The 22,320-nt window shown below is 56.4% G+C and carries 21 protein-coding genes and 9 tRNA genes; 11 read left to right on the top strand and 19 right to left on the bottom strand.

The window, feature by feature from the left end:
• The first annotated feature begins 518 nt into the window (after positions 1 to 518).
• Positions 519 to 1,178, top strand: coding sequence for a hypothetical protein (locus tag AB5Y47_RS16705; RefSeq protein ID WP_324037283.1), 660 nt, complete (start codon positions 519 to 521; stop codon positions 1,176 to 1,178).
• Positions 1,179 to 1,381: 203 nt separating this feature from the next.
• Here the strand turns inward: AB5Y47_RS16705 and AB5Y47_RS16700 are convergent, their stop codons facing one another.
• On the bottom strand, positions 1,382 to 2,422 hold the full coding sequence (locus AB5Y47_RS16700) for an IS481-like element ISAs19 family transposase (RefSeq protein WP_042017433.1): 1,041 nt from the start codon (positions 2,420 to 2,422) through the stop codon (positions 1,382 to 1,384).
• 335 nt (positions 2,423 to 2,757) lie between these two features.
• Between AB5Y47_RS16700 and AB5Y47_RS16695 the strand changes: the two genes are divergently transcribed.
• From AB5Y47_RS16695 to AB5Y47_RS16680, 4 genes are all read left to right on the top strand, one after another.
• Positions 2,758 to 3,003, top strand: a complete 246-nt coding sequence (locus AB5Y47_RS16695) for a hypothetical protein (RefSeq protein ID WP_139737944.1) — start codon at positions 2,758 to 2,760, stop codon at positions 3,001 to 3,003.
• 562 nt (positions 3,004 to 3,565) lie between these two features.
• Positions 3,566 to 4,231, top strand: a complete 666-nt coding sequence (locus AB5Y47_RS16690; protein ID WP_319910373.1) for a hypothetical protein — start codon at positions 3,566 to 3,568, stop codon at positions 4,229 to 4,231.
• A 323-nt stretch (positions 4,232 to 4,554) separates the two neighbouring features.
• Complete coding sequence (locus AB5Y47_RS16685) at positions 4,555 to 5,202, top strand: hypothetical protein (protein ID WP_319910372.1); 648 nt, start codon at positions 4,555 to 4,557, stop codon at positions 5,200 to 5,202.
• A gap of 292 nt (positions 5,203 to 5,494) precedes the next feature.
• The gene (locus AB5Y47_RS16680; protein WP_139737947.1) at positions 5,495 to 5,845 is read left to right on the top strand and encodes a hypothetical protein; all 351 of its coding nucleotides are present in this window, start codon (positions 5,495 to 5,497) and stop codon (positions 5,843 to 5,845) included.
• 481 nt (positions 5,846 to 6,326) lie between these two features.
• Here AB5Y47_RS16680 and AB5Y47_RS16675 read toward each other — a convergent pair whose 3' ends face one another.
• Positions 6,327 to 6,953 (bottom strand): beta-phosphoglucomutase family hydrolase, encoded by a 627-nt coding sequence (locus AB5Y47_RS16675; protein ID WP_319910371.1) that lies wholly within the window; start codon positions 6,951 to 6,953, stop codon positions 6,327 to 6,329.
• A 164-nt stretch (positions 6,954 to 7,117) separates the two neighbouring features.
• On the opposite strand from AB5Y47_RS16675, the gene AB5Y47_RS16670 reads away from it, so the two are divergent.
• Positions 7,118 to 8,482, top strand: coding sequence for an MDR family MFS transporter (locus AB5Y47_RS16670; protein WP_319910370.1), 1,365 nt, complete (start codon positions 7,118 to 7,120; stop codon positions 8,480 to 8,482).
• A gap of 104 nt (positions 8,483 to 8,586) precedes the next feature.
• Here AB5Y47_RS16670 and AB5Y47_RS16665 read toward each other — a convergent pair whose 3' ends face one another.
• The 3 genes from AB5Y47_RS16665 to yqfB all read right to left on the bottom strand — a co-directional run bounded on the left by AB5Y47_RS16665 (position 8,587) and on the right by yqfB (position 10,375).
• A complete protein-coding gene (locus AB5Y47_RS16665; protein WP_010673839.1) occupies positions 8,587 to 8,973 on the bottom strand; it encodes a DUF1622 domain-containing protein in 387 nt (128 codons plus the stop codon).
• 61 nt (positions 8,974 to 9,034) lie between these two features.
• Positions 9,035 to 9,955: an alpha/beta hydrolase gene (locus tag AB5Y47_RS16660; RefSeq protein ID WP_319910369.1), complete on the bottom strand. Its 921-nt coding sequence runs from the start codon at positions 9,953 to 9,955 to the stop codon at positions 9,035 to 9,037.
• A gap of 87 nt (positions 9,956 to 10,042) precedes the next feature.
• On the bottom strand, positions 10,043 to 10,375 hold the full coding sequence (gene yqfB, locus AB5Y47_RS16655; RefSeq protein WP_042014549.1) for a N(4)-acetylcytidine aminohydrolase: 333 nt from the start codon (positions 10,373 to 10,375) through the stop codon (positions 10,043 to 10,045).
• 270 nt (positions 10,376 to 10,645) lie between these two features.
• On the opposite strand from yqfB, the gene AB5Y47_RS16650 reads away from it, so the two are divergent.
• On the top strand, positions 10,646 to 12,478 hold the full coding sequence (locus AB5Y47_RS16650) for an SLC13 family permease (RefSeq protein WP_319910368.1): 1,833 nt from the start codon (positions 10,646 to 10,648) through the stop codon (positions 12,476 to 12,478).
• Positions 12,479 to 12,689: 211 nt separating this feature from the next.
• Here the strand turns inward: AB5Y47_RS16650 and AB5Y47_RS16645 are convergent.
• The 14 genes from AB5Y47_RS16645 to lolB form a co-directional block, all read right to left on the bottom strand.
• A tRNA-Leu gene (locus AB5Y47_RS16645) sits at positions 12,690 to 12,773 on the bottom strand.
• An 8-nt stretch (positions 12,774 to 12,781) separates the two neighbouring features.
• Positions 12,782 to 12,858, bottom strand: a tRNA-Met gene (locus tag AB5Y47_RS16640).
• Between the two features lie 36 nt (positions 12,859 to 12,894).
• Positions 12,895 to 12,969 (bottom strand) — tRNA-Gln (locus AB5Y47_RS16635).
• Between the two features lie 46 nt (positions 12,970 to 13,015).
• A tRNA-Met gene (locus tag AB5Y47_RS16630) sits at positions 13,016 to 13,092 on the bottom strand.
• A 39-nt stretch (positions 13,093 to 13,131) separates the two neighbouring features.
• Positions 13,132 to 13,206 (bottom strand) — tRNA-Gln (locus AB5Y47_RS16625).
• Between the two features lie 41 nt (positions 13,207 to 13,247).
• Positions 13,248 to 13,322, bottom strand: a tRNA-Gln gene (locus AB5Y47_RS16620).
• A gap of 42 nt (positions 13,323 to 13,364) precedes the next feature.
• Positions 13,365 to 13,439 (bottom strand) — tRNA-Gln (locus AB5Y47_RS16615).
• An 8-nt stretch (positions 13,440 to 13,447) separates the two neighbouring features.
• A tRNA-Met gene (locus AB5Y47_RS16610) sits at positions 13,448 to 13,524 on the bottom strand.
• A gap of 235 nt (positions 13,525 to 13,759) precedes the next feature.
• Positions 13,760 to 14,851: a redox-regulated ATPase YchF gene (gene ychF, locus AB5Y47_RS16605; RefSeq protein ID WP_010673843.1), complete on the bottom strand. Its 1,092-nt coding sequence runs from the start codon at positions 14,849 to 14,851 to the stop codon at positions 13,760 to 13,762.
• Positions 14,852 to 14,983: 132 nt separating this feature from the next.
• Positions 14,984 to 15,580 carry an aminoacyl-tRNA hydrolase gene (pth, locus tag AB5Y47_RS16600; RefSeq protein ID WP_041215615.1) on the bottom strand — a complete coding sequence of 199 codons (597 nt, stop codon included), beginning with the start codon at positions 15,578 to 15,580 and terminating at the stop codon, positions 14,984 to 14,986.
• Between the two features lie 249 nt (positions 15,581 to 15,829).
• Positions 15,830 to 16,777 (bottom strand): ribose-phosphate pyrophosphokinase, encoded by a 948-nt coding sequence (locus tag AB5Y47_RS16595; RefSeq protein ID WP_010673845.1) that lies wholly within the window; start codon positions 16,775 to 16,777, stop codon positions 15,830 to 15,832.
• 239 nt (positions 16,778 to 17,016) lie between these two features.
• Positions 17,017 to 17,091 (bottom strand) — tRNA-Gln (locus tag AB5Y47_RS16590).
• Complete coding sequence (ispE, locus tag AB5Y47_RS16585) at positions 17,071 to 17,949, bottom strand: 4-(cytidine 5'-diphospho)-2-C-methyl-D-erythritol kinase (protein ID WP_261999143.1); 879 nt, start codon at positions 17,947 to 17,949, stop codon at positions 17,071 to 17,073. Before ispE ends, AB5Y47_RS16590 begins: the two co-directional genes overlap by 21 nt.
• Positions 17,949 to 18,527, bottom strand: a complete 579-nt coding sequence (lolB, locus tag AB5Y47_RS16580) for a lipoprotein insertase outer membrane protein LolB (RefSeq protein WP_039039599.1) — start codon at positions 18,525 to 18,527, stop codon at positions 17,949 to 17,951. The genes ispE and lolB overlap by 1 nt, the downstream gene beginning before the upstream one ends.
• Before the next feature lie 125 nt (positions 18,528 to 18,652).
• On the opposite strand from lolB, the gene hemA reads away from it, so the two are divergent.
• The 4 genes from hemA to AB5Y47_RS16560 are packed head-to-tail and all read left to right on the top strand — an operon-like array spanning position 18,653 to position 22,310.
• Positions 18,653 to 19,912: a glutamyl-tRNA reductase gene (gene hemA, locus AB5Y47_RS16575; RefSeq protein WP_041212583.1), complete on the top strand. Its 1,260-nt coding sequence runs from the start codon at positions 18,653 to 18,655 to the stop codon at positions 19,910 to 19,912.
• A gap of 50 nt (positions 19,913 to 19,962) precedes the next feature.
• Complete coding sequence (gene prfA, locus AB5Y47_RS16570) at positions 19,963 to 21,051, top strand: peptide chain release factor 1 (RefSeq protein WP_039039601.1); 1,089 nt, start codon at positions 19,963 to 19,965, stop codon at positions 21,049 to 21,051.
• A complete protein-coding gene (prmC, locus tag AB5Y47_RS16565; protein ID WP_039039602.1) occupies positions 21,051 to 21,884 on the top strand; it encodes a peptide chain release factor N(5)-glutamine methyltransferase in 834 nt (277 codons plus the stop codon). Before prfA ends, prmC begins: the two co-directional genes overlap by 1 nt.
• A gap of 42 nt (positions 21,885 to 21,926) precedes the next feature.
• On the top strand, positions 21,927 to 22,310 hold the full coding sequence (locus AB5Y47_RS16560) for a SirB2 family protein (RefSeq protein ID WP_039039603.1): 384 nt from the start codon (positions 21,927 to 21,929) through the stop codon (positions 22,308 to 22,310).
• Positions 22,311 to 22,320: the final 10 nt, after the last annotated feature.

Below are 22,320 nucleotides of genomic sequence, written 5' to 3'. Positions count from 1 at the left end.
TTTTTTTGAGGGTAGCTTACAACCCGGAAGAAAAGTTATGTATGTCAAGATTGCTCACAATCTTATCTTGCCGATTATCTGCTGAGCATGTTGCCAACACTCGAACTGGTATCAGAAATCTTGTCAATGACGTTGTTCGGAAAATAAGAATAACCGTGATGATGCCAGCCCCCTTCGTACCTGCTTGCTGGGGAGGCTACTAGTGTTGCAGTCAAGGAAGAGAAATCAGCTGAGTTGAAAAGAAGTACACTGAGATGCGATTATGAGTACTTAAAATCAGTTTCTCTATCTGATTCAGAATGCGGACACCGATAGTGAAAAGAAAGACATCATCGGTCAGTGACTTAATGAAAGTAGTGCTTCCCATGGAGTCAATTATCAACTTGAAGATGATGGCTCATCAACTGAATTTGGAGTAATATCCAAGGAAGGAAAAATCCACTTTGAAGAAGGCATTCGCCAACCAGAGTATGAACTGCCAGATCAAAAAAGGCCAAACAATATAGGTTTGTATGGATATGAAACTGACAGAATTTAGTTTGTGGGCATTTAAACTTGAACTTGGTTTGGCACGAAAGTTCACGCTGTTCAGCAGATGTGTTTGCGCCCATTTTGAGCGCCACTTTGATCCTATAGAAACAGATGGTGTTTATAGGGTTGTTGTAAAACTTTGTGGGCCAGATGAAAGAGTTGGTACCACTGAGTTAAGTAGCTCAGTGATTAAGTATTATAAGACGTTCGATTTTGACTATTTTGAGGGGTTGAATATAATCGCCAAGAAAAGGTTTCTTCTTGATGCACTATACAGCTCACTTATTTCATTGTGCGATATGGAAGGATGGCCGAAGAGCCCCTTTCATGAAGCGTACGAGATGGTTGTTCGAGAAAATTTTGTGAATTTATACACAATAAAACGTAAGTTAAGTCGGAATAAAAGCATGTCAGCTGAGTTGGTGGGAAGTCATGATGAAGAAGCGTTTAACTGTTTCATTGTGATAAAAGATAATGATGGTAAAGAGCTTCTTAATGAACACCTTTTCTCTGAAGAACCGGATGAGTTTTTATTTAATGCTCGTATTGGTGATATTAGATGGGGTGACAAAACGACTGTTCGGTATCAATCAAAGGATAAGAAAGAATTAGGTCTGTTTGATATTGGAGATGTAACCTCCGATTAAATGACATTGTAAAGAGTTACGATGATTGTGCAGATATAGCTATCACTAAAGTAGTTCACGAAAAGAAAGATCACTGCGATTATGGCAAGATGCCTCCGTTTCCTATTCTAGGAAGCGAGAATCGAGTTGGTTGGGTGTAGTTGAAAATCTGGTTTGTACAGATCTAGTTATCACCTGACACCGGCCTCAAACCGGTGTCTTGTTTACGCTACTTTAGTGCGCACTTCCTTCGGTATCAATTTCAGACCCTTTTTGAACATGCTGTAGGGAGTCTGTCCTTCCATCATCCTGCCTTGATGTGGCCGCTGGGTGTTGTAGTGATCCAGATAGCTGTCCAGGTCTGTCTGCATCTGCTCTACCGACTCATACCAGGTTGTCCTCCCCTTGATACGGAAGTGTTCATCCAGCAGGGTGCGATGTAGCCGCTCGATAAAGCCGTTGCTCTGCGGCCTGCGTACCTTGGTGGTCCGGTGCTCAATCCCCTCCAGTTGCAGGAACAGCTCGTAGGGGTGATGGTCAGGGCGCCCGCAGAACTCGCGCCCGTTGTCCGACAGGATGGTATAGACCCGCGCCTCGTGAGCCTCGAAGAACGGCAGGACCGTTTCGTTGAGCACATGGACCGAGGTCACCGGCAGCTTGCTGGTGTAGAGCCGTCCCCAGGCGTGGCGGCTGTAGCAGTCCAGTACGGTTTGCAGATACACCTTGCCCACCCCCTTGAGTGCGCCGACGAAGAAGGTGTCGACCGCCACCAGTTCCCCGGTGTAGTGAACCTCAATTTGGCGTTCGCGAAACTCGGGGCTGAAGCGCTCGAGCAGGCGGATCTGCTCGTCATTGAGCTCAATGGTCTGCTCCCGGTGGGTTTTCTCGAGGCGCAACAAGCGGTCATGCTTGGAGAGCAAGTCGTGACGTTGCCACACGCCACGCACACCGCCCGCACTGACGTTGATGCCTTGCAGAGCCAGTTCTTGCGCGACCCGCAGCGGGCCATGGGTTGGTCTGGTGAGGGAGTAATCGAGGATGGCCTGCTCAATCTCGGGAGCGACCCGGTTGGGATGCGCCCCTTTGCAGCCGGGGAGTTTGTCGAGCAAGCCCTCAGCCCCATAGGTCTGGTAGTTACGGCGAATCTCGTAGAACTGCTGGCGGCTGTAGCCGATGAGCTTGCAGGCTTTGCTGACGTTATTGAGCTCTTTGGCGAGCTCTAGCAAGCTGAGTTTACGACGTGCTACTTTCTCGTTGGTGGTCATACGGTGACTCCGGATAACACGGTAGGGGTACCGTTTTGTTATCCGGTTTGAAGCCGTATGACCACTCCCTTTTGTGGGCAACTGTCAGGTGAATACCATCTCCATACACAAAAAATACAATTCTATTAGGTGGTCAACCAGGTGAGCTTGGAGTTAAGATTACATACAAAGATGGCTCTGAGTTCGATATGACAAAAACTCGTGTTAAAGAAACGGAAGTAAATTCCTAAAAACCAGATCGTACAAGACCTAAACGGAATTAAGATGTTTTAGTACGAAAATAGCCCCAGCCCAGGAAGAACTAGGTTGGTTTAAGAGTATTGATTGGTAAGGCTATGATTGATTCAAAAACAGGTGAGCGAATAGTTGTATTGATCAACGATGATTCAGGTCCATACATCAGAGTATCAACTTGGAATGATGCCGATGGGTTGGAGGATTTATTGTCAGGAAAATATGATGTCCTTTATGAAATGAAAACTCCTGAAGAATTTAAAGCTGACGGAGGAAAAGAGTATTATTTTGGTAATGCTGCTGATCCCGATAAGCTTCAAAGAATTCTTGATGATATTAACCTGTAGTTATTAAAGCTCATATCTTTGATGTTTTTAATATGCAGCTTGCTGAATCACTCTTTCTCACACTTCACTGAAAATCCTGTTGTAAAGGGAGGGGATGGAAAAATACAAGTAATCCCTGATCGTAAATCTCATATCCATATCGCCATATCGCAGAGTTTCCCTCTTCCAAGGCTGGATTCAGGAGCCAAGATGCTTCATATTGGTTTCATCGATATCAAGACTACCGGATCAACGGCGAGTGCTGCTAAAGTTGCCACCAAGACAGAAGGTGCTGCGGGGGGAAAAAATTCGACATCCCAAGGATGTAAAGCGGCTTAAGCCAAAGAGACAGACCTTTCGAGCTACTAAAAGAGGTGCAAAAATACCGACATCGCAAACACATTTAACCCATTTAAAGGTCTTCCCGCGGATAAGTTAGGTACGAGAAGAACGGCGATAGAGTATGACTTTGGTGACAGTTATAAAGTTCAATATCATCCCGAAGACCATAATTTATCCGATGTAAGTGGATATAAAGAAGCGTATTTAAATAATGGTGGTAAGGGGTTAATGAGTAACTATCATGAATATTAACACTATGAATAAACTTTTTTGTGATCATTGTATGGTGAGTGATGATGACTATGAGTTTAATCGGTTTGACAAGTCGTCTCTGAAAGACACTGTAAGTGTTACTAAAATCTATGTAAATGGTGAGAGTTATTCGGCATGGAAAGACTCTGCACCTATAATATTTAATTATATAGAGGATAAATATCTTTCTAAAAAAATAGATATATACTGTTTTATCGTTAGCCCTTCTTGGAGATTGGACTCTCGTATTGTGCGATACAATGGACTAAGTAGGTCGATAAATAAACTTGTTGATGGACAACCATTGAGCTTTATTCTCGAGAGAACAGTTTTTAGTGATAATTACGTAATCTTTTATGGTGTCGTTAGGCTAACGCGGGAAAATGCTCAATTCATATTGAATTTTATATCTGAGAGTGAAAGTGGTATTTTGTTTTCAAAAGAAATCGTTAAAGAGACCGTTCATGATGGTGATTTTACTCTGTTGATAGATGAATTGTCGTCTCTTATATCTAGAGAAACTAAAACATCTACTTTCAACCTAAATGTAGTCGATGCCATAAAAGTAATTTTGAGTCGAGGGAGTCACGCTATTTTCCCTTATGCTTGGGAAGAAACCGGTGACTATCATCTGGATGTATTTAACAATGTTTGATACGGTCTATGTATATTATAGGTGCACATTGGTAATGTCGGATACATCATGATTTTATATATGATTCCTCATAGAGTAATATTCTATTAATGTTGATGTGAGTGTCAAAATCAACACCAAGGCTACCGGATCAACGGCGAGTGCTGCTAACGTTGCCAGCATTACATAGGAGGTGACGAGGGTTGCAAAGAAGGTGCGTTGCAACATGAGATTTAGGCTCTGGAATAAATACCAGAACGGTAAAATCAGTGATAATACTGTAGGTCATGAACAGGACCCATGGCGATCATGACAATAGATGGCCCACTTGAATGACAAGGCTGGTGAAGACATTGGTGACTAATATTAATGTTGTATGCACGTTGGACGTTTCAAGAGAAAACGAAACGTACAATCTCAGTGAAATTTCTCAAATGGTTAATTTGAAGGTAGCTGCCGTTCGATGGCAGATTTCTTCTCGAAATCGCCTTGAAGCGCGAATTATAGTTTTAAGGTTTATTTTTAGTCTTTTTGTTAAAAAAATACCTGGATTTAAGTTGTGGTGTGTTGTTGGTGACTCAGTTTGGCAAAGTGATACACGGATTATAAGACACAATAAACTTTTTAAGAGATTAAAGGAACGAGGGGTAGAGATAAGCCACGCAGCTGACTTTTTGGAAGAGCTAGTAGAATCAGATGGAAAGTTGAAGTTATTTGGTGCTGCTCAATTATCTGAGTTGTCAATTGAATCAGTGGTGAGTTTGATGGAGGAGGAATCATGCTCCTATCTTATTGCTGTGCCAGAAGAGTTTGAAGTTAATGCGTTAATATGCAGAGGATGGAATGCTAGTGAATTGATAGATACAAGGTTATTGTGCGAGATTGTTAAAAGTAATGGTCTGGTTCTTAAAATGGTTGGTGCCTTTGATGATCCAGAGTCAGGGTTCGTCGGAATAGGGACGCCAGAGATGGTGAAGGTGTTAGTTGCGTAACTTTATAAGAGAGTCAAGGACGAGAGCAGTGTACTGATATAATAAATAAGAAAGGTATGGTGACGGACTTCACCTTTGTGGGTACCAGATGTGCGAGTTTTTATACAGAGATATGGGCAGATCTAAAATCTTGACCATGTGGGTAGTCGAGATTTTGTGAAGAGAGTATGCAGAAGTGCATTGATTTATGGTTTAATATTTTCATAAGTATAGATAATGATCTTGGAAAATTTGAACTCTTCTTAAATGTGATGTCAGGATTTTTGGGTGGTGTCAAAATTAGGGGTTGATTATGTCATATCGTGATGCACTGAATGAGGCTATTCAGCATTGGAACTCAGGCTCTATAGAGGATGAGTGGTTTTTTGAAAAGTTTAGAGATGATGCCATCGGCAAAATGAGTCCATCTGAAGCATTTTGTTTTATAAGTGAAACTATCGAATTTTTAATCAGGGAAGATGATGAGTCTACCGCTTGCGAAATATTGCAAACGATTATTGGTCTTGCAAGCAAAAGCCAAACAACTGAAGTGCCGAATGCTCTTGTCGAGAATAGGGAAGTAATTGAAAGCCAGTTTTGTCAGAGAGGTGAGTACTCAAAAGGTAAGCTTGCAGAGTTGTTTAGGTATTATAGAATTTCGTGATGGAATGATGAACCATCAACCTTTCATAACGAGAAGCAGTTTTCTGAGTGGTTGACGAAAACGTAAGGGAACGTTTTGAGGTTATCTGGTTTGATGAACATTAAAATACTCATTATTTCCCAGGGATTTAGACGCATTTTATAGTGCGTGTGGTGGTGTGAAGTTATTTTTGGTCGTGACTATGTCATGGAGAAAGTTAGTCTGGATAGATTTTTTTATCTAACCCACTAATACTGCCAGAAGGATGGGGTATAAGACGTACCTAGATATGACAGTTTAGATGACTGGTATATCATCGCGAAAGCAGGGCCTTAAATAAAATGTCGATTGACCTATATAAAAGTTGTATGGGTACAATGAGCACAGGTCTAGGTATCATCCGCATCACATGGCCTTGAGAACATCAAGCTAATGATTCGAGATATAGAAGCGCCTCCTTTGTAGAGGCGTTTCTATTGGTGGTCAGGAACGTTTACCCATACTAGCGCGGGTAAAGTGTGCCCTGATCGACCAGCAAGGTGGTCATGCCGGCGGCCTTGCCCGCCTGAATGCCTATCCGGGTGTCTTCAAACACCAGGCAGTTGGCCGGGTTGGCGCCGAGCTGCTCGGCCACTTTCAGGAAGGTGTCCGGGTGGGGCTTGTGATTGACCACATCATCGGCACTCACCAGCACGGAGATGAAGGCATCGAGCCCGGTCTGACGCAGGATGTGCGCCGCATGTTCCCGGGTTGAGCCGGTACCTATGCCCATGGGCACCTTGTCGTGGTACTGCCTGACCAGCTCCCACATGGCGGGAAACACCCGGACGTCGTCGATCCGTGCCAGGTAGAGGGCCACCTTGCGCCGGGCAAAGGCTTCCACGTCGATGGTCATCCCGTGCTGCTGTGCCAGCATGGCCACTATCTTGCGGGTGGGGATGCCGCCGTACTCGTTGAGCTGTGCCCGATCAAACGGCAGGCCGAACTCGGCACTGGTGATTTCCCAGGCATCCAGGTGCAGAGGCATGGAGTCCACCAGGGTGCCATCCATGTCGAAGATCAGGGCGTCGTACTCGTCGAATCGGGGCTGTTCACTCTGGTGATGATCGCAGGGGGATGACTGGGGCATGGGGGGCGTCCTCTTCGGCAAAGACTCACCCTAGCAGATCCGGCTCGCAGATGTCGCGACCTTCATCATGGTTGGCAGTGGTTTTGACCATCGGCTAATGATTTATGAGACAATAATGTGCCTTGCACCCCCTGTGCCGATATCTCACATGAGCGAGCCTGCCTATGTCCCCCAAAACCGTCTTCTCGAGCGTGGCCCTGGTGATCGCCCTGGGCTCACTGGAAAAGAGCATCGTCACCACCCCCTTGCCCATCATAGGGGTTGAGCTGAACGCCGGTGCCGCCCTCACCTGGGTCGTGACCGCCTATCTGCTGGCGGCCACAGCGGCCCTGCCCATCTATGGCAAGTTGAGCGACATGTTCGGCCGGGTACGCATGCTCAACATCGGTATCGGCCTGTTTCTGGCGGGATCAGTGGCCTGCGCCCTGGCCCAGGATCTGCCAACCCTACTGGCCGCCCGCGTGCTGCAAGGGTTGGGGGGCGGGGGGCTGATCGCACTCGCCTTTACCGTGATCGCCGACTGTATTCCGCCACGGGAGGTGGGCAAGTATCAGGGGTATATCTCGGCGGTCTATGCGGTCTCCAGCATCGCAGGCCCGCTGCTCGGTGGCTATTTTACCGAGCAGCTCAGCTGGCGCTGGATCTTCTGGATCAATCTGCCGCTCGGCGCTATCGCCCTCTGGCTGGTGAACCGCAATCTGGGTCACCTCAATGTGCGCCGCTACAGCCGCTTCGACTGGAAGGGAGCGGCACTGCTCATCACGGTCACCACCCTCACCCTGTTGCTGCTCTCGCCGGAGGCGGCCTTGCCCGCCGTCTGGCTCGCGGCTGCGCTGGGGGCGGCCTTGTTGCTGCTGATCCTGGTGGAGCTGCGGGCCCACGACCCCATACTGCCGGCCCACCTGGTGCGCCTGCCGGGTTATCTGGTGAGCGTGCTGCTGGCGCTGGCTTCGCAGTTGCTGATGTTTGCCGTGCTGGTCTACCTGCCGTTGCAGATGCAGTGGCAAAAGGGGATGAGCGCCAGTGACAGTGGCGAGATCATGGTGATCTTCATGGTCTGCATCACGGCGGGGGCCTTCGTCGGCGGCAAGCTCATCGGTCGCACCGGTCACTACAAGCGTTTCGTGGTGGCAGGTTTTGCCCTGGCAGCGCTGGCCCTGTGGCAGATCCACTTCGACGTCTGGGCCAGACTGGGACTGGGGTTTGCCGGATTGGGGCTGGGTCTGGTGCTGCCGGCGCTGTCGGTGGTGGTGCAAAATGCCCTGCCGCGGGAAGATCGCGGCATCGGCATGTCCCTGTTCAACTTCGGCCGGGAGCTGGGTGGGGCGGTCGGTGTCGCCATCTGCGCCGTGTTGTTCCATGCCGCCCTGCCGGCAGGCAGCAGCCCCAATCTGGCCAGCCTGAGCCCGGCCGAACTGGCACCCGGTTTCAGCGCCACCTATATCGGCATGGCGCTGATCGCCACCGCCGCCCTGCTGGTCACCTTGCTGGCATTGAAGCGCCACGAGCTGGCCAGCAAGCACGTCTGATAGTTGCTATCGGATACAAAGAGGGCTCCCCGCGGGGAGCCCTCTTCATGGGATCAGGCAGGTGCCTTTCCTTCCGTGTCGTGGCCTTGTGCCACTCAGCCCACTCATCGGGCGTCGGGGCGGGAAGGTGACCTGACAGGCTCGGGTTGCTGGCGCTCGGCCTGAGCATCGAGTTCCTTGCCGAGGAAGTAGTTCAGGAAGGTGCGGATGACCGCGATGATGGCGAGGCGCACCAGCTCCTCCTTGCTGGGGGCCACCGTGGTGGCCAGGATGTCGGCAGCGAGCTGGAATTCCAGCGCCAGGATGAGCCAGCTGCCGAAGCAGAGGCGGATACGGGGAAAGCCGGGCTCGTGATCCCGCACTCTGGCCGCCAGCCAGAGGGTCTTGCCAAGGCCGATGACCACGCAGGCGATGGAGATGATTTCCAGCAGCAGCTGGAACAACTCCACCCCGTGCATCATACCCTCTTTCAGGCTCGCTATCTCGAACACTCGGGTTACCTCTCTGATTCAAAAGAGACACTTTTAACACGGCATGGGGGCCGGTTCCAACTCAGAGTCTTCTGAGCATCATGGCTATCTGGTCGATGAGCTGACGAGCGGCAGGGCTGATGGCCGCCAGTTGGAAGTAGCCATGAATGACGCCATGCTGCCGCTGGCAAGTGGCATCGACGCCAGCCTGCACCAGCTTGCCATACAGGGCTTCCCCTTCGTCGCGCAGCGGATCATATTCCGCCGTGACGATATGGGTCGGCGGTAATCCTGACAGGGCGGGATGGTGGAGCGGGCTGGCTTCGGGATGGCTGGGGGGCAGGCTGCCCAGGTAGGCGTGAAAACCGCTTGCGAGCATGTCCCGGGTGATGAGGTAGTCGTCACCGAGATCGCGGTAGCTTTGGCTCTCGCAGAGGGCATCCAGCATGGGATAGAGAAGCAGCAGGGCCTTGGGCAAGGGGGCGCTGGCAGCCTTGAGCCGCAAGGTGGTGATCAGGGCGAGATGACCCCCTGCACTGTCGCCGGCAATGGCGAGACGTGCCGGATCCCCATGCCATTTCTCCACCTCGGCCATGATGGCCCGCGTGGCGGCCAGCGCATCGTCGTGAGCCGCAGGATAGGTGTGTTCCGGGGCGAGGCGGGTGTGTACGGCGAAGATCAGGGCGCTGGCCCGGTTGCACAGCATCCGCATCTGGCGATCGTGGGTCTCGAAATCCCCGCTGACAAAACAGCCGCCGTGAAAATAGATCAGCACCGGATACGCGGGGGCCGGTTTGTCTGCGGGCCGATAGCAGCGGATGGCGTGGTGATCGGCCTGCCACTCTTCGATGGCGCCCACCTCTTCCCGCTCACCGCCCAACAAGGCAGAGGCAAGGTAGCCGTCACGGCGCGCCTGCCAGCTCAGCTGGCTCGCCTTGGGACGACCTGCGGCGATGAAGTCTGCCACCATGGCTGCGATGGCCGGTTCGAGTTGTTTTTCCATAAGACACCAATGACTGTATATAAAAACAGTCATTGTGCGCTTTTGGCCCGTGAGCGCAACCGGCGTTAGCTGAGGCAGCTCACAAAATCAGGCTTCAATCAGCACGAATTCAATCACATAGAGGGGCGGCAGTGCGGGGTAGATATCGCGGATCACATCTTTAAGCTCGGGGAGGGTCATGTTCTCCTGACGGGCGTGCTCGTCGCTCAGCGCCTCGAAGGCGACCGCCTTGACCGAGATGACTTCAATGGTGCCAAAAGGCTGGTGTTCCGGGTTGGTGAACAGGGCCAGGCGCTGGCCGGGCCGCCAGTTTGCCTCGCTCTCGTCGCGGATGGTGATGGTCTTTCGGCCAGCCTGGATGTCGGCGACAAAGCGGCTGAAGAAGGTGAATGCCGGGTAGGCCGGGGTGTGCTGGGTCATGTCGTCTCCGAAGGGCAAGGAGTGAGAGGGCGGCTCAGGCCGCGGCGGGCCCATTTTAGGAGGGGCGGGGGGAGCGTGCAGCACTTTTTACCCCGACATGTGAAGGGCGACCGACTGCGTTCACGGTCCGGTAAAATGGCCGCAACTGAACCTGAATGTGAGATGATGCGGCCTCCTCTTTCTTGATATGTAACAAATCAGGGGGACGGGCTCTGTGGTCTGATGGCGTCCGAGGCCGGCCGTGGTTGACGTTGAACAAAAGGAGCAAGTGTGAATTCCGAGTTGATCTGGGTGCTCAGCATGCTGGTGGGTGCCATTCTCCTGTTTATTACCAACAAGGTACGCATGGACGTGGTCGCCTTGTTGATCATCATCCTGTTCGTGTTGAGCGGCACCCTGACCCTGCCGCAGGCGCTGGCAGGATTCAGTGATCCCAACGTCATTCTGATTGCCGCCCTGTTCGTGGTGGGGGAGGGGCTGGTGCGCACCGGCATCGCCTATCAGGTGGGAGATGCCCTGGTGAAGGTGGCCGGCAGCAGCGAAACCCGCATGCTGGTGCTGCTGATGGTGGCGGTGGCGACCCTGGGGGCCGTGATGAGTTCGACCGGGGTGGTGGCCATCTTCATCCCCGTGGTGCTGAGCGTGGCGAACCGGATGGGGATCCCGGCGGGCAGACTGATGATGCCGCTCGGCTTTGCCGGCCTTATCAGCGGCATGATGACGCTGGTGGCAACCCCTCCCAACATGGTGGTGAACAGTGAACTGATGCGCCACGACATCCAGGGGTTCGGCTTCTTCGGCTTCACTCCCATGGGGGTCATCATTCTGGGGATGGGGATCCTCTACATGCTGCTGATGCGCAACCGTCTGGTGCGTGAAGGGGAAGAGGGCAAGAGCAAGCAGATGGGACGCAGCACCATGCGGGATCTCATCCGTGATTACCGGCTGGCGGGGCGAGCACGCCGACTGGCGATCCGGCCCGACTCCCCCCTGATCGGCCAGACCCTCGACGAGCTGCAATTGCGTGCCCGCTTCGGGGCCAACGTCATCGGGATGGAGCGCTGGCGCAAGTTCAGGCGGGTGATGGTCAGTGTCACCGGGGTGACCGAGTTCCAGGCCAAGGATGTGCTGCTCATCGACATGTCGGATCCCGAGGTGGACGTGCGGGAGTTTTGCAGCGAGGCGCGGCTCGAGCCCATGATATTGCGCGGGGAGTATTTCTCCGACCAGGCGCGGGAGGTGGGCATGGCGGAGGTCTCCCTCATCCCCGGCTCCCGGCTGCTCGGCAAGAGCATCCGCGAGGTGACCTTCCGTTCCCGTTACGGCCTGAGCGTGGTGGGGATCCGCCGGGATGGAGAGGCGCTGACCGGCAAGCTGGTGGACGAGGCGCTGCAGATGGGGGATACCCTGCTGGTGGTGGGGAACTGGAGCCTCATTCGTCAGTTGCAGACCCATCATCGCGATTTTCTGCTGCTGGGCCTGCCTGCGGAAGTGGACGAGATGGCGCCGGCCCGCAGCCAGGCCATCCACGCCCTGATTGCCCTCGGGGTCATGATAGTACTGATGGTGACGGATCCCGTGCCCAACGTCATCGCGGCGCTCATCGCCTGCCTGCTGATGGGCAAGTTCCGCTGTATCGATCTGGAGAGTGCCTACAAGTCCATCCACTGGCCGACCCTGATCCTCATCGTGGGCATGTTGCCCTTTGCCCTTGCATTGCAGCAGACCGGCGGGGTGGATCTCATCGTCGGCGCGCTCATCTCGGCGGTGGGGGAGATGGGCCCCAGGGTGATGCTGGCCAGCCTCTTCGCGCTCTGTGCCGTCATCGGGCTCTTCATCTCCAACACGGCGACGGCGGTGCTGATGGCGCCCATCGCGCTGGGGACGGCCCATCAGATGGGGGTATCGCCTTATCCCTTTGCCATGACCATCGCCATCGCCGCCTCGGCAGCCTTCATGACGCCGGTCTCGTCGCCGGTCAACACCCTGGTGCTGGGCCCGGGCAACTACAAGTTCATGGACTTCGTGCGCATTGGCGTGCCCTTCACCTTGCTGGTGATGGTGGTGAGCGTCATCGCCATCCCCTGGTTCTTCCCGTTCTGACGACAGCAAACGATATGGCGGCCTGCGGGCCGCCTTTTTATTGCCCGCAGCGCTCTGCGAGATGAAAAGGGCGGCATCACGCCGGAGCAGGGCATTGCGCCGTCATGAGGTGGCGTTGCAGGCGTGCGATGGCGTGGAGAGGGGAAGAAGAGCGGCAAACGCCGGATACAAAAAAACCAGCCTGAGCTGGTCTGTTTGGTACTGCTTTCGATGGTGCGGAAGGAGAGACTCGAACTCTCACGCCTAGGGCGCCAGAACCTAAATCTGGTGCGTCTACCAATTTCGCCACTTCCGCAAGAATAATGGTGGCTATGACGGGATTCGAACCTGTGACCCCCGCATTATGAGTGCGATGCTCTAACCAACTGAGCTACATAGCCGTCTTGTGCACGACTTGCGTCGAATACAAGCAAAAATGGCTGGGGCACTAGGATTCGAACCTAGGTATGGCGAGATCAAAACCCGCTGCCTTACCGCTTGGCGATGCCCCAACAGTGTTCTTTGCAATCGGATGATTGAAGGAACGTTTTTCAAACATGGTGGCTATGACGGGATTCGAACCTGTGACCCCCGCATTATGAGTGCGATGCTCTAACCAACTGAGCTACATAGCCGTTTGTTGTCAACCACATAGGTGGAAGAGAACATAAAAATGGCTGGGGTACTAGGATTCGAACCTAGGGATGGCGAGATCAAAACCCGCTGCCTTACCGCTTGGCGATACCCCAACAGCGATGCCTGACAGAGACTATCAAACATCATTCAAAAATGGCTGGGGTACTAGGATTCGAACCTAGGGATGGCGAGATCAAAACCCGCTGCCTTACCGCTTGGCGATACCCCAACGACGATGCCTGACAGAGACCATCAAACATCATTCAAAAAATGGCTGGGGTACTAGGATTCGAACCTAGGGATGGCGAGATCAAAACCCGCTGCCTTACCGCTTGGCGATACCCCAACTAGAAATGGTGGCTATGACGGGATTCGAACCTGTGACCCCCGCATTATGAGTGCGATGCTCTAACCAACTGAGCTACATAGCCAACCGTGCTTCCAGTGAGTCGTTGCCTCGTCACTGTGCGGCCGGAATTATGCGTATCTGGCTCTGGGGCGTCAACCCTTTTTTTGTTTGAAAAAACGAATTTGGGTGCGTTTGGCGAGTTATTGGCCGCTGTCGTGCAAAAGCCCAACAATCTGGTTTTTTTTACGACATTCGCACCCAGATCGCGCCTCTGGCCAGATAAAAAAGAGGCCAGCAAATGCTGGCCTCTCATGGGGTTAGACGTTGAACAGGAAGTTCATGATATCGCCATCCTTGACGATGTAGTCTTTCCCTTCCGCGCGCATCTTGCCTGCTTCCTTGGCGCCTTGCTCACCCTTGTAGGTGATAAAGTCGTCGAAGGCGATGGTCTGGGCGCGAATAAAGCCTTTTTCGAAGTCGGTGTGGATCTTGCCAGCGGCCTGCGGGGCGGTGGCACCTACGGGAATGGTCCAGGCGCGCACTTCTTTCACACCGGCGGTGAAGTAGGTCTGCAACTTGAGCAGCTCGTATCCGGAGCGGATCACCCGGTTCAGGCCCGGCTCCTCGATGCCCAGATCCGCCATGAACTCGGCGCGGTCTTCGTCGTCCAGCTCGGCGATGTCCGCCTCGATGGCGCAGCAGACGACCACGACAACGGCGTTCTCGGCGGCGGCTATCTCACGGACCTGATCCAGATAGGGATTGTTCTCGAAGCCATCTTCCGCCACGTTGGCGATGTACATGGTGGGTTTGAGGGTCAGGAAGTTGAGGTGGCTGACGGCGTCCAGCTCATCCTTGTCCAGCTTCATGCCGCGGATCATCTGGCCGTTTTCCAGGGCAACCTTGATCTTCTCCAGCACTTCCACTTCCAGCTTGGCATCCTTGTCGCCGCCCTTGGCACGCTTGGACTGGCGATTGATGGCGCGCTCGCAGGCATCCAGGTCGGAGAGGGCCAGCTCGGTGTTGATGACCTCGATGTCGTCGGCCGGGGAGACCTTGCCCGCCACGTGGACGATGTTCTCGTCCTCGAAGCAGCGCACCACGTGACCGATGGCTTCGGTTTCACGGATATTGGCCAGGAACTGGTTGCCAAGGCCTTCGCCCTTGGAGGCACCGGCCACCAGGCCGGCGATGTCCACGAACTCCATGGTGGTCGGCACGACACGCTGCGGATTGATGATGGCCGCCAGCTGGTCGAGGCGGGGATCCGGCATGGGGACCACACCCGTGTTCGGCTCAATGGTGCAGAACGGGAAGTTGGCGGCTTCGATGCCGGCCTTGGTCAGCGCATTGAACAGGGTGGATTTGCCTACATTGGGCAGGCCCACGATACCGCATTTAAAACCCATGGATTGTTACCTTACGTGATGGATGCTTCAAGGGGCCGCGCGGGCGGCCCGTGTCGTGTTGCTTGACCCCGAGGCGAGGGATCTCGCCAGGGGCCGGTCATCTTGAACTGCCTGGCGATGCAGGCTGAAGGCCTAGACTTTCTCGGCCTTGAAACTGTGCAGGCGATTCATGGCCTTGGTCATGTCCTGCTTGAACAGGATGTCGGTGGCGCGCAGGGATTCGTCCAGCGCGGCCTCGATCAGACTCTGCTCACTGCTGGGCGCCTTGGTCAGCACGAAGCCGGCGACCAGCTCCTTGGCGCCCGGATGGCCGATGCCAAGGCGCAGCCGGAAGAAGTTATTGTTGTTGCCCATCCTGGCGATGATGTCCTTGAGGCCGTTATGGCCGCCGTGACCACCCCCTTGCTTGAACTTGGCGATGCCGGGAGGCAGGTCCAGCTCGTCGTGGGCCACCAGGATCTCTTCCGGGGCGATCTGGTAGAAGCGCGCGAGCGCCGCCACGGCTTTGCCGGAGAGATTCATGTAGGTGTTCGGGATGAGCAGCCGCACATCCTGCCCGTCCACCAGGAAGCGGGCGGTGTGGCCGAAGAACTTGGGCTCTTCGCGCAGGCTGACATTGTGCCAGCGTGCCAGTTGCTCCACATACCAGGCGCCTGCATTGTGGCGGGTCTTGGCATATTCGGGGCCGGGATTACCCAGCCCGACAATCAGTTTGATTTGACTTGTCACGCTTGATGTCTTCACTCGCTACTTGCCATGGGCGGATGACCCGGGGCAATGGGACGCAATATTCTAGCCGCCGAGTGGCGATCACTCAACCAAAGTGCGGCAAGGTCGGGGAAAAGCAGGACAGAAGGGCTCGGGTGGGGTGGCTCGTCCGAGGTTTTCGTCTCTTGCCGAGTGGAGGCTGGCGGCTGGCACCAGGCACCCAAAAAAACAAAAACCGCCATTCGGCGGTTTTTGTCACGACAGGGTCTATCAATGCTCGAACATGGCAGAGATGGACTCTTCGTTGCTGATGCGGCGAATCGCTTCGGCCAGCACGGAGGAGAGGGTCAGCTGCTTGACCTTGCCGACTGCCTTCATCTCCGGGGTGAGCGGGATGGAGTCGGTGATGATCAGCTCGTCGATGACCGAATTCTTGATGTTTTCAACGGCGGTGCCGGAGAAGACAGGGTGGGTCGCATAGGCGAACACGCGCTTGGCACCACGCTCTTTCAGCGCTTCGGCCGCTTTGCACAGGGTGCCGCCGGTGTCGATCATGTCGTCGACGATGACGCAGTCACGACCAGCCACGTCGCCGATCAGGTGCATGACCTGGGAGACGTTCGGACGGGGACGACGCTTGTCGATGATGGCGATGTCGGTGTCGTCCAGCAGCTTGGCGATGGCACGGGCACGGACCACGCCGCCGATGTCCGGTGACACGACCACGGGGGATTCGAGGTTCTTGGCCTTCATGTCTTCCAGCAGCACCGGGCTGCCGAACACGTTGTCGACGGGGACGTCGAAGAAGCCCTGGATCTGCTCGGCATGCAGGTCAACGGTCAGCACACGGTCCACACCCACGCTGGAGAGGAAGTCGGCGACGACCTTGGCGGTGATGGGCACACGGGCGGAGCGGACGCGGCGGTCCTGACGGGCATAACCAAAGTAGGGGATAACGGCAGTGATACGGCCAGCTGAAGCACGACGCAGTGCATCCACCATGACGATCAATTCCATCAAATTGTCGTTGGTCGGGGCACAGGTGGATTGAATGATGAAGATATCGCCACCGCGTACATTCTCGTTGATCTGTACGCTGATCTCGCCGTCGCTAAAGCGACCTACGGCAGCATTGCCGAGTTTGATAAACAGGCGATCTGCGATCTTCTGGGCTAGTTCCGGCGTTGCGTTACCAGCAAACAGCTTCATGTCAGGCACGGTTTGAAACCTCGGGGTTGCATCCAGTATGTGGGGAGTCTGATTTTAGACCCGTATCGTTTGGGGGCAAACGATTTAGCAAGATGACGGACAAGGTCTCTGGGCGATGTCGAGGATGGCGTCTCATCACCCGCAGGGTGGGTGGACGGGAATCCACCTTGAGCGCCATCGCGTCAGATTGGCCCAAGACACATCGACGAGGTCAACACCTCCCGATGCGGCCTCAACAAGGAGAGAGTTGGCTGGGGTACTAGGATTCGAACCTAGGAATGGCGAGATCAAAACCCGCTGCCTTACCGCTTGGCGATACCCCAATCACTCACTTGTTGCAAAGTGACGAAGAGTGGTGATATGTTCTCGCCCTTGGCGACAAACCCATCCCAGCCTTTCGGCACTCTTGCCAACACCTTCCGAGCAGCCATTTCGTCTTCAAATCGAGCAAAGACGCAGGCGCCAGTGCCCGTCATTCTTGACGGCGCGTATTCTAGCAACCAGCCGAGCGCATTGGCAACCTCGGGGTGGCGCTTTTTCACCAGCAGCTCGCAATCGTTTTTCCACTCTCCTGCCAGCAGATTGTCCAGGGTCATCTTGGGGGTGTTGCGGGGCAGGTCGGGATCCTGGAACACGGCGGCGGTGGCCACATGGCAATCCGGCTTGAGTACCAGGTACCAGGCATCCGGCACCTCGATCTGTTGCAACCGCTCCCCCACGCCTTCGGCGAAGGCGGCCTTGCCCCGCACGAACACCGGCACGTCGGCGCCCAGCTGCACGCCGAGCTCGGCCAGCTCGTCTTCACTCAAGCCGGCTTGCCAGAGGTGGTTCAAGGCCACGAGGGTGGTGGCCGCGTCCGACGAGCCGCCCCCGATGCCACCGCCCATGGGCAGTACCTTCTCCAGCCGGATATGGGCTCCCTGCGGACTGGCCAACCGGCTCTGCAACAGTCGCGCAGCCCGGATGATGAGGTTCTGTTCATCGGGCACGCCGGGAATGGCCGGGCTCAAGGTGAGCTGGTCGCTGCCGGGGATCGGCTCGAATTCGAGCCAGTCGCCGTGGTTGAGAAAGATGAAGAGGGTCTGCAGTTCGTGGTAGCCATCGGGGCGGCGGCCGTTGACGTGCAGGAAGAGGTTGAGCTTGGCCGGGGCGGGCCAGCGGATCGGCGCCTGGTCGTGCATCATGGTGCCAGGGTCCACTCGTTGATCTGCAGCTTGAGACGGCTCTCCTGCCCGGTCATGGTGAGCAGGTGGGGCAGGCGATAGCCGTCCTGATCCCGATAGTCCCCGTAGACGATCTGCCACTGGCCGTCGCGCACGCTGGCGAGGCTGGCATCGGGGTTGAGCTCGAATTCGGCCTGCCCCGGCAATCCCTTGATCCACTCAGGCAGCCCGGCCACCGGAATGTGCCAGCCGGTGAGCTGATAGACCAGGAGCTCGGCATCCTGGCTCTGGTGCTGTTTTCCGTCGTTGTCGAGCAGAGTCACCTCGCCGCCGGTGCGGGAGAGTTCCAGAATATGGGTGCCGATGAGGCTGGTGAGGTTGAGGCGATAGTCGTCGCCGTTTTGCTGCCAGTTGAGGCGGGCGCTGCCCTTCTGGCGGGCGGTGATGATGGCCATCTTGCCCGACAACTGCCAGTGTGTGAGGCGTTCGAGGCGGGCGCGCTCCTGCTGCCAGTTGACCTGATCCCGCTGGGGTTGGGTGGTGGTACAGCCCGCCAGCACCAGCAGGCAGGCGAGGGAGAAGATACGCAACAACAAGGTGGAGCTCCGCAGATGAGGTTTGCGACAGTATAAGGGGCGGCCGTATTGCTTTTAAAGACTTACCCTTTCTCGTACAATTGTCGGCCTCTACACCCTGTGCATGAAACGATCATCACCCACCCATGAGTCTGCTTGCCCTCGGAATCAACCACAACACCGCCAGTGTCGCCTTGCGGGAGCGGGTCGCCTTTGGCCCGGACCGCATCGATCGCGCCCTGCGTGAGCTGGTGGAGCAGCCTGGCGTCAGCGAGGCGGTGATCGTCTCCACCTGCAACCGCACCGAGCTCTATTGCAGCCTGGAGCAGGGGCAGGGGGAGCAGGTGCTGAACTGGTTGCAGCGGTTCCACGCGCTGGAGGCGAGCGAGGTGCTCTCCGCCATCTACCGGCACCAGGACGAGGAGGCGGTGCGACACCTGATGCGGGTGGCCTGCGGCCTCGACTCCCTGGTGCTCGGGGAGCCGCAGATCCTGGGGCAGATCAAGCAATCCTACGCCCACGCCCAGCAGGCGGATGCGGTGAAAGGATCCCTGGAGCGCCTGTTCCAGAAATCCTTCTCGGTGGCCAAACGGGTGCGCACTGACACCGAGATCGGCGCCAGCGCGGTGTCGGTAGCCTTCGCCGCCGTGAGCCTGGCCCGCCGTATCTTCTCCGACCTCTCCCAGACCAAGGTGCTGCTGGTGGGCGCCGGCGAAACCATCGAACTGGTGGCCCGCCACCTGCGCGAGCAGAGCGTGACCCGGATGATGGTGGCGAACCGGACCCTGCAACGGGCCCAGTTGCTGGCAGAGGAGTTCGGTGCCCAGGTAATGACCCTGGAGGAGATCCCGGACTACCTGCACGAGGCGGACATCGTCATCAGCTCCACGGCAAGCCCCCTGCCCATCATCGGCAAGGGCATGGTGGAGCGGGCGCTCAAGGCGCGTCGCTTCAAGCCCATGTTCCTGGTGGATATCGCCGTGCCCCGCGACATCGAAGCCGAGGTAGACGAGCTTTCCGATGCCTATCTCTACACGGTGGACGATCTGCAGGGCATCATCGAGCAGAACCTGGAGACCCGCAAGCGGGCGGCCGCCGAGGCGGAACTCATCGTGCAGGAAGAGCGCGACGAGTTCATGGGTTGGTATCGCAGCCAGCACTCGGTGGATCTCATTCGCGATTATCGCCATCAGTCACAGCAGGTCGCCGACGAAGAGTTGCAGCGGGCCCTGCTGGCCCTGCAACAGGGTGAAAATGCCGAGCAGGCGCTCAAGGCCATGGCCCATCGCCTCACCAACAAGCTGATCCACGCACCGACCCAGGCCCTGCGCCAGGCCGCCGCCCAGGGGGACAGCCACAAGCTGGCCCAACTGCGCCAGGTGCTGGGATTGTCACAAGAATCATAGTGTTGGGACGGCCCTTTGCCGTCCCGTCCTCCATCGAGAATCCAAGAGTCATGAACCCCTCATTGATCAGAAAGCTGGAAGGCCTCATCGAGCGCCATGAAGAAGTACAGGCCCTGCTCGGGGAGCCCGGGGTCGCCTCGGATCAGGACAGATACCGCGCCCTGACCCGGGAATACGCCCAGCTGGAAGATATCGTTCACGCCTTCCAGCGTTTCCGCCAGGCCGAAGAGAACCTCGACACCACCCGGCTGATGCTGGAGGAAGAGGATGCCGAGCTGCGGGAGATGGCACAGGAGGAACTGCCGCTCGCCAAGGCGACCTTCGAGGAGCAGGAGCAGGCGCTTCAGGTGATGCTGTTGCCGCGCGACCCCAAGGATGACAACAACTGCTATCTGGAAATCCGCGCCGGTGCCGGTGGCGACGAGGCGGCCATTTTCGCGGGGGATCTGTTCCGCATGTACTCCCGCTACGCCGAGCGTCAGGGGTGGCGTGTCTCCATCGTCAGCTGCAATGACGGCGAACACGGTGGCTACAAGGAGGTGATCGCCAAGGTGGACGGCGAGCACGTCTACGGCCGCCTCAAGTTCGAGTCCGGCGGCCACCGGGTGCAGCGAGTCCCCGAGACCGAATCCCAGGGCCGGGTGCACACCTCCGCCTGTACCGTGGCCGTGCTGCCGGAAGTGCCGGAAGCCGAGCAGGTGGAGATCAACCCCTCCGAGCTGAAGATCGACACCTTCCGCGCTTCCGGTGCCGGCGGCCAGCACGTCAACAAGACCGACTCCGCCATCCGCATCACCCACCTGCCCACCGGGCTGGTGGTGGAGTGCCAGGACGAGCGCTCCCAGCACAAGAACCGCGCCAAGGCGATGTCGGTGCTCTCCGCTCGCCTGCAGGCGGCCGAGGACGAACGCCACCGCGCCGCCGAGCAGAGTACCCGCCGCAACCTGGTGGGCTCCGGGGATCGCTCCGAGCGCATCCGCACCTACAACTATCCCCAGGGGCGTCTCTCCGAGCACCGGATCAACCTCACCCTCTATCGTCTGGGCGACATCCTGGAAGGGGATCTGGACTGCGTGATCACCCCCCTGGTGCAGGAGTATCAGGCGGATCAGCTCGCCTCCCTGGCCGAGAGCAACTGATGCAGATCCAGCAGGCCCGCGCCCATATCATGGCGACCCTGGCCTCCGGGGAATCCCCCCGTGCCGACGCCGATGCCCTGCTCTGTCATCTGCTGGATTGTCGGCGCAGCTATCTGATGACCTGGCCGGAGCACGAGCTCGATGCCGCCCAGCAGGCGACCCTGGCGGGCTGGCTTGCCCGTCGCCTCAATGGTGAGCCCATTGCCCACCTCATCGGCGAGCGGGAGTTCTGGTCGCTGCCGCTGAAAGTGAGCCCGGCCACCCTGATCCCGCGCCCCGATACCGAGGTGCTGGTGGAACAGGCGCTGGCCCGCCTGCCGGGCGGCCCCTGCGCCCTGCTGGATCTGGGCACGGGCACCGGTGCCATCGCCCTTGCACTCAAGTCTGAGCGACCGGATGCCGATGTATGGGCGGTGGACAGGATGCCGGCCGCGGCCGCGTTGGCCCGCACCAACAGCGCCGCCTTGGGGTTGCCCATCGAGGTGCGCGACGGCAGCTGGTTTGCGCCGCTCTCGGATGCACCGCGCTTTGCGATGATCGTCTCCAACCCGCCTTACATCGACGGGACGGACCCCCATCTTCACGAGGGGGACGTGCGCTTCGAGCCGCGCTCCGCCCTGGTGGCGGAGGAGCAGGGGCTGGCGGATATCCGCCTCATCGTCACTCAGGCGCCCGCCCATCTGGTGCCAGGTGGTTGGCTGTTGCTGGAACACGGCTGGGATCAGGGGGAGGCGGTGCGTCAACTCCTGCTGCAACAAGGCTACGTCCAGGTGGAAACCGTGCGCGATTACGGCGATAACGAGCGGGTGACCCTGGGGCGCCTGGCTCAGTGATATGACGGGCGGGCCCGGTCTGCCCCTGTTCAAGGAAATCTTATGTATGTTGTTCTCAAGCATTTGCACCTCACCCTGATTGCCGGGGCCGTGCTGATGTTTATCCTGCGCTTTTACTGGTTGCAGACCGGCTCCGCGCTGGCAGGGGGCGCCCGCACCCTCAAGATCAGCGGCTGGCTCAACGGCCTGGTGGTGCTCTCCGGTGTGCTGCTCTGCATGGTGCTGGGTCTCAACCCCCTCAACAATGCCATTCCCTGGCTGGCCGAGAAGCTGACGTCCATCCTGGTGGTGGCGTTTCTGGCCATGATGGCGCTGCGTCTGGCCCGCAGCAACGGCATCCGCTGGTTTGCCTTCCTGGGCGCACTGGGGTGGATCTTCTTTATCGCCAAGCTTGCGGTGCAAAAGCAGGCCAGCCTGTTCGGCTAGGAAGGATGAC

It is taken from the genome of Aeromonas sp. R7-2 (genome assembly GCF_040908105.1).
Taxonomy (GTDB): domain Bacteria; phylum Pseudomonadota; class Gammaproteobacteria; order Enterobacterales; family Aeromonadaceae; genus Aeromonas; species Aeromonas caviae.
Note: the sequence above shows the minus strand (reverse complement) of the source record. Positions and strands in the feature narration are given on the sequence as shown.

Excerpts from the sequence above, each read along its gene's own strand:
- AB5Y47_RS16700 (WP_042017433.1), bottom strand. The coding sequence starts at position 2,422 with ATGACCACCAACGAGAAAGTAGCACGTCGTAAACTCAGCTTGCTAGAG.
- prmC (WP_039039602.1), top strand. The coding sequence starts at position 21,051 with ATGCAGATCCAGCAGGCCCGCGCCCATATCATGGCGACCCTGGCCTCC.
- AB5Y47_RS16690 (WP_319910373.1), top strand. The coding sequence starts at position 3,566 with ATGAATATTAACACTATGAATAAACTTTTTTGTGATCATTGTATGGTG.
- AB5Y47_RS16680 (WP_139737947.1), top strand. The coding sequence starts at position 5,495 with ATGTCATATCGTGATGCACTGAATGAGGCTATTCAGCATTGGAACTCA.
- AB5Y47_RS16660 (WP_319910369.1), bottom strand. The coding sequence starts at position 9,955 with ATGGAAAAACAACTCGAACCGGCCATCGCAGCCATGGTGGCAGACTTC.
- AB5Y47_RS16560 (WP_039039603.1), top strand. The coding sequence starts at position 21,927 with ATGTATGTTGTTCTCAAGCATTTGCACCTCACCCTGATTGCCGGGGCC.
- yqfB (WP_042014549.1), bottom strand. The coding sequence starts at position 10,375 with ATGACCCAGCACACCCCGGCCTACCCGGCATTCACCTTCTTCAGCCGC.
- prfA (WP_039039601.1), top strand. The coding sequence starts at position 19,963 with ATGAACCCCTCATTGATCAGAAAGCTGGAAGGCCTCATCGAGCGCCAT.
- ispE (WP_261999143.1), bottom strand. The coding sequence starts at position 17,949 with ATGCACGACCAGGCGCCGATCCGCTGGCCCGCCCCGGCCAAGCTCAAC.
- AB5Y47_RS16695 (WP_139737944.1), top strand. The coding sequence starts at position 2,758 with ATGATTGATTCAAAAACAGGTGAGCGAATAGTTGTATTGATCAACGAT.
- AB5Y47_RS16670 (WP_319910370.1), top strand. The coding sequence starts at position 7,118 with ATGTCCCCCAAAACCGTCTTCTCGAGCGTGGCCCTGGTGATCGCCCTG.
- AB5Y47_RS16705 (WP_324037283.1), top strand. The coding sequence starts at position 519 with ATGAAACTGACAGAATTTAGTTTGTGGGCATTTAAACTTGAACTTGGT.
- ychF (WP_010673843.1), bottom strand. The coding sequence starts at position 14,851 with ATGGGTTTTAAATGCGGTATCGTGGGCCTGCCCAATGTAGGCAAATCC.
- hemA (WP_041212583.1), top strand. The coding sequence starts at position 18,653 with ATGAGTCTGCTTGCCCTCGGAATCAACCACAACACCGCCAGTGTCGCC.
- AB5Y47_RS16675 (WP_319910371.1), bottom strand. The coding sequence starts at position 6,953 with ATGCCCCAGTCATCCCCCTGCGATCATCACCAGAGTGAACAGCCCCGA.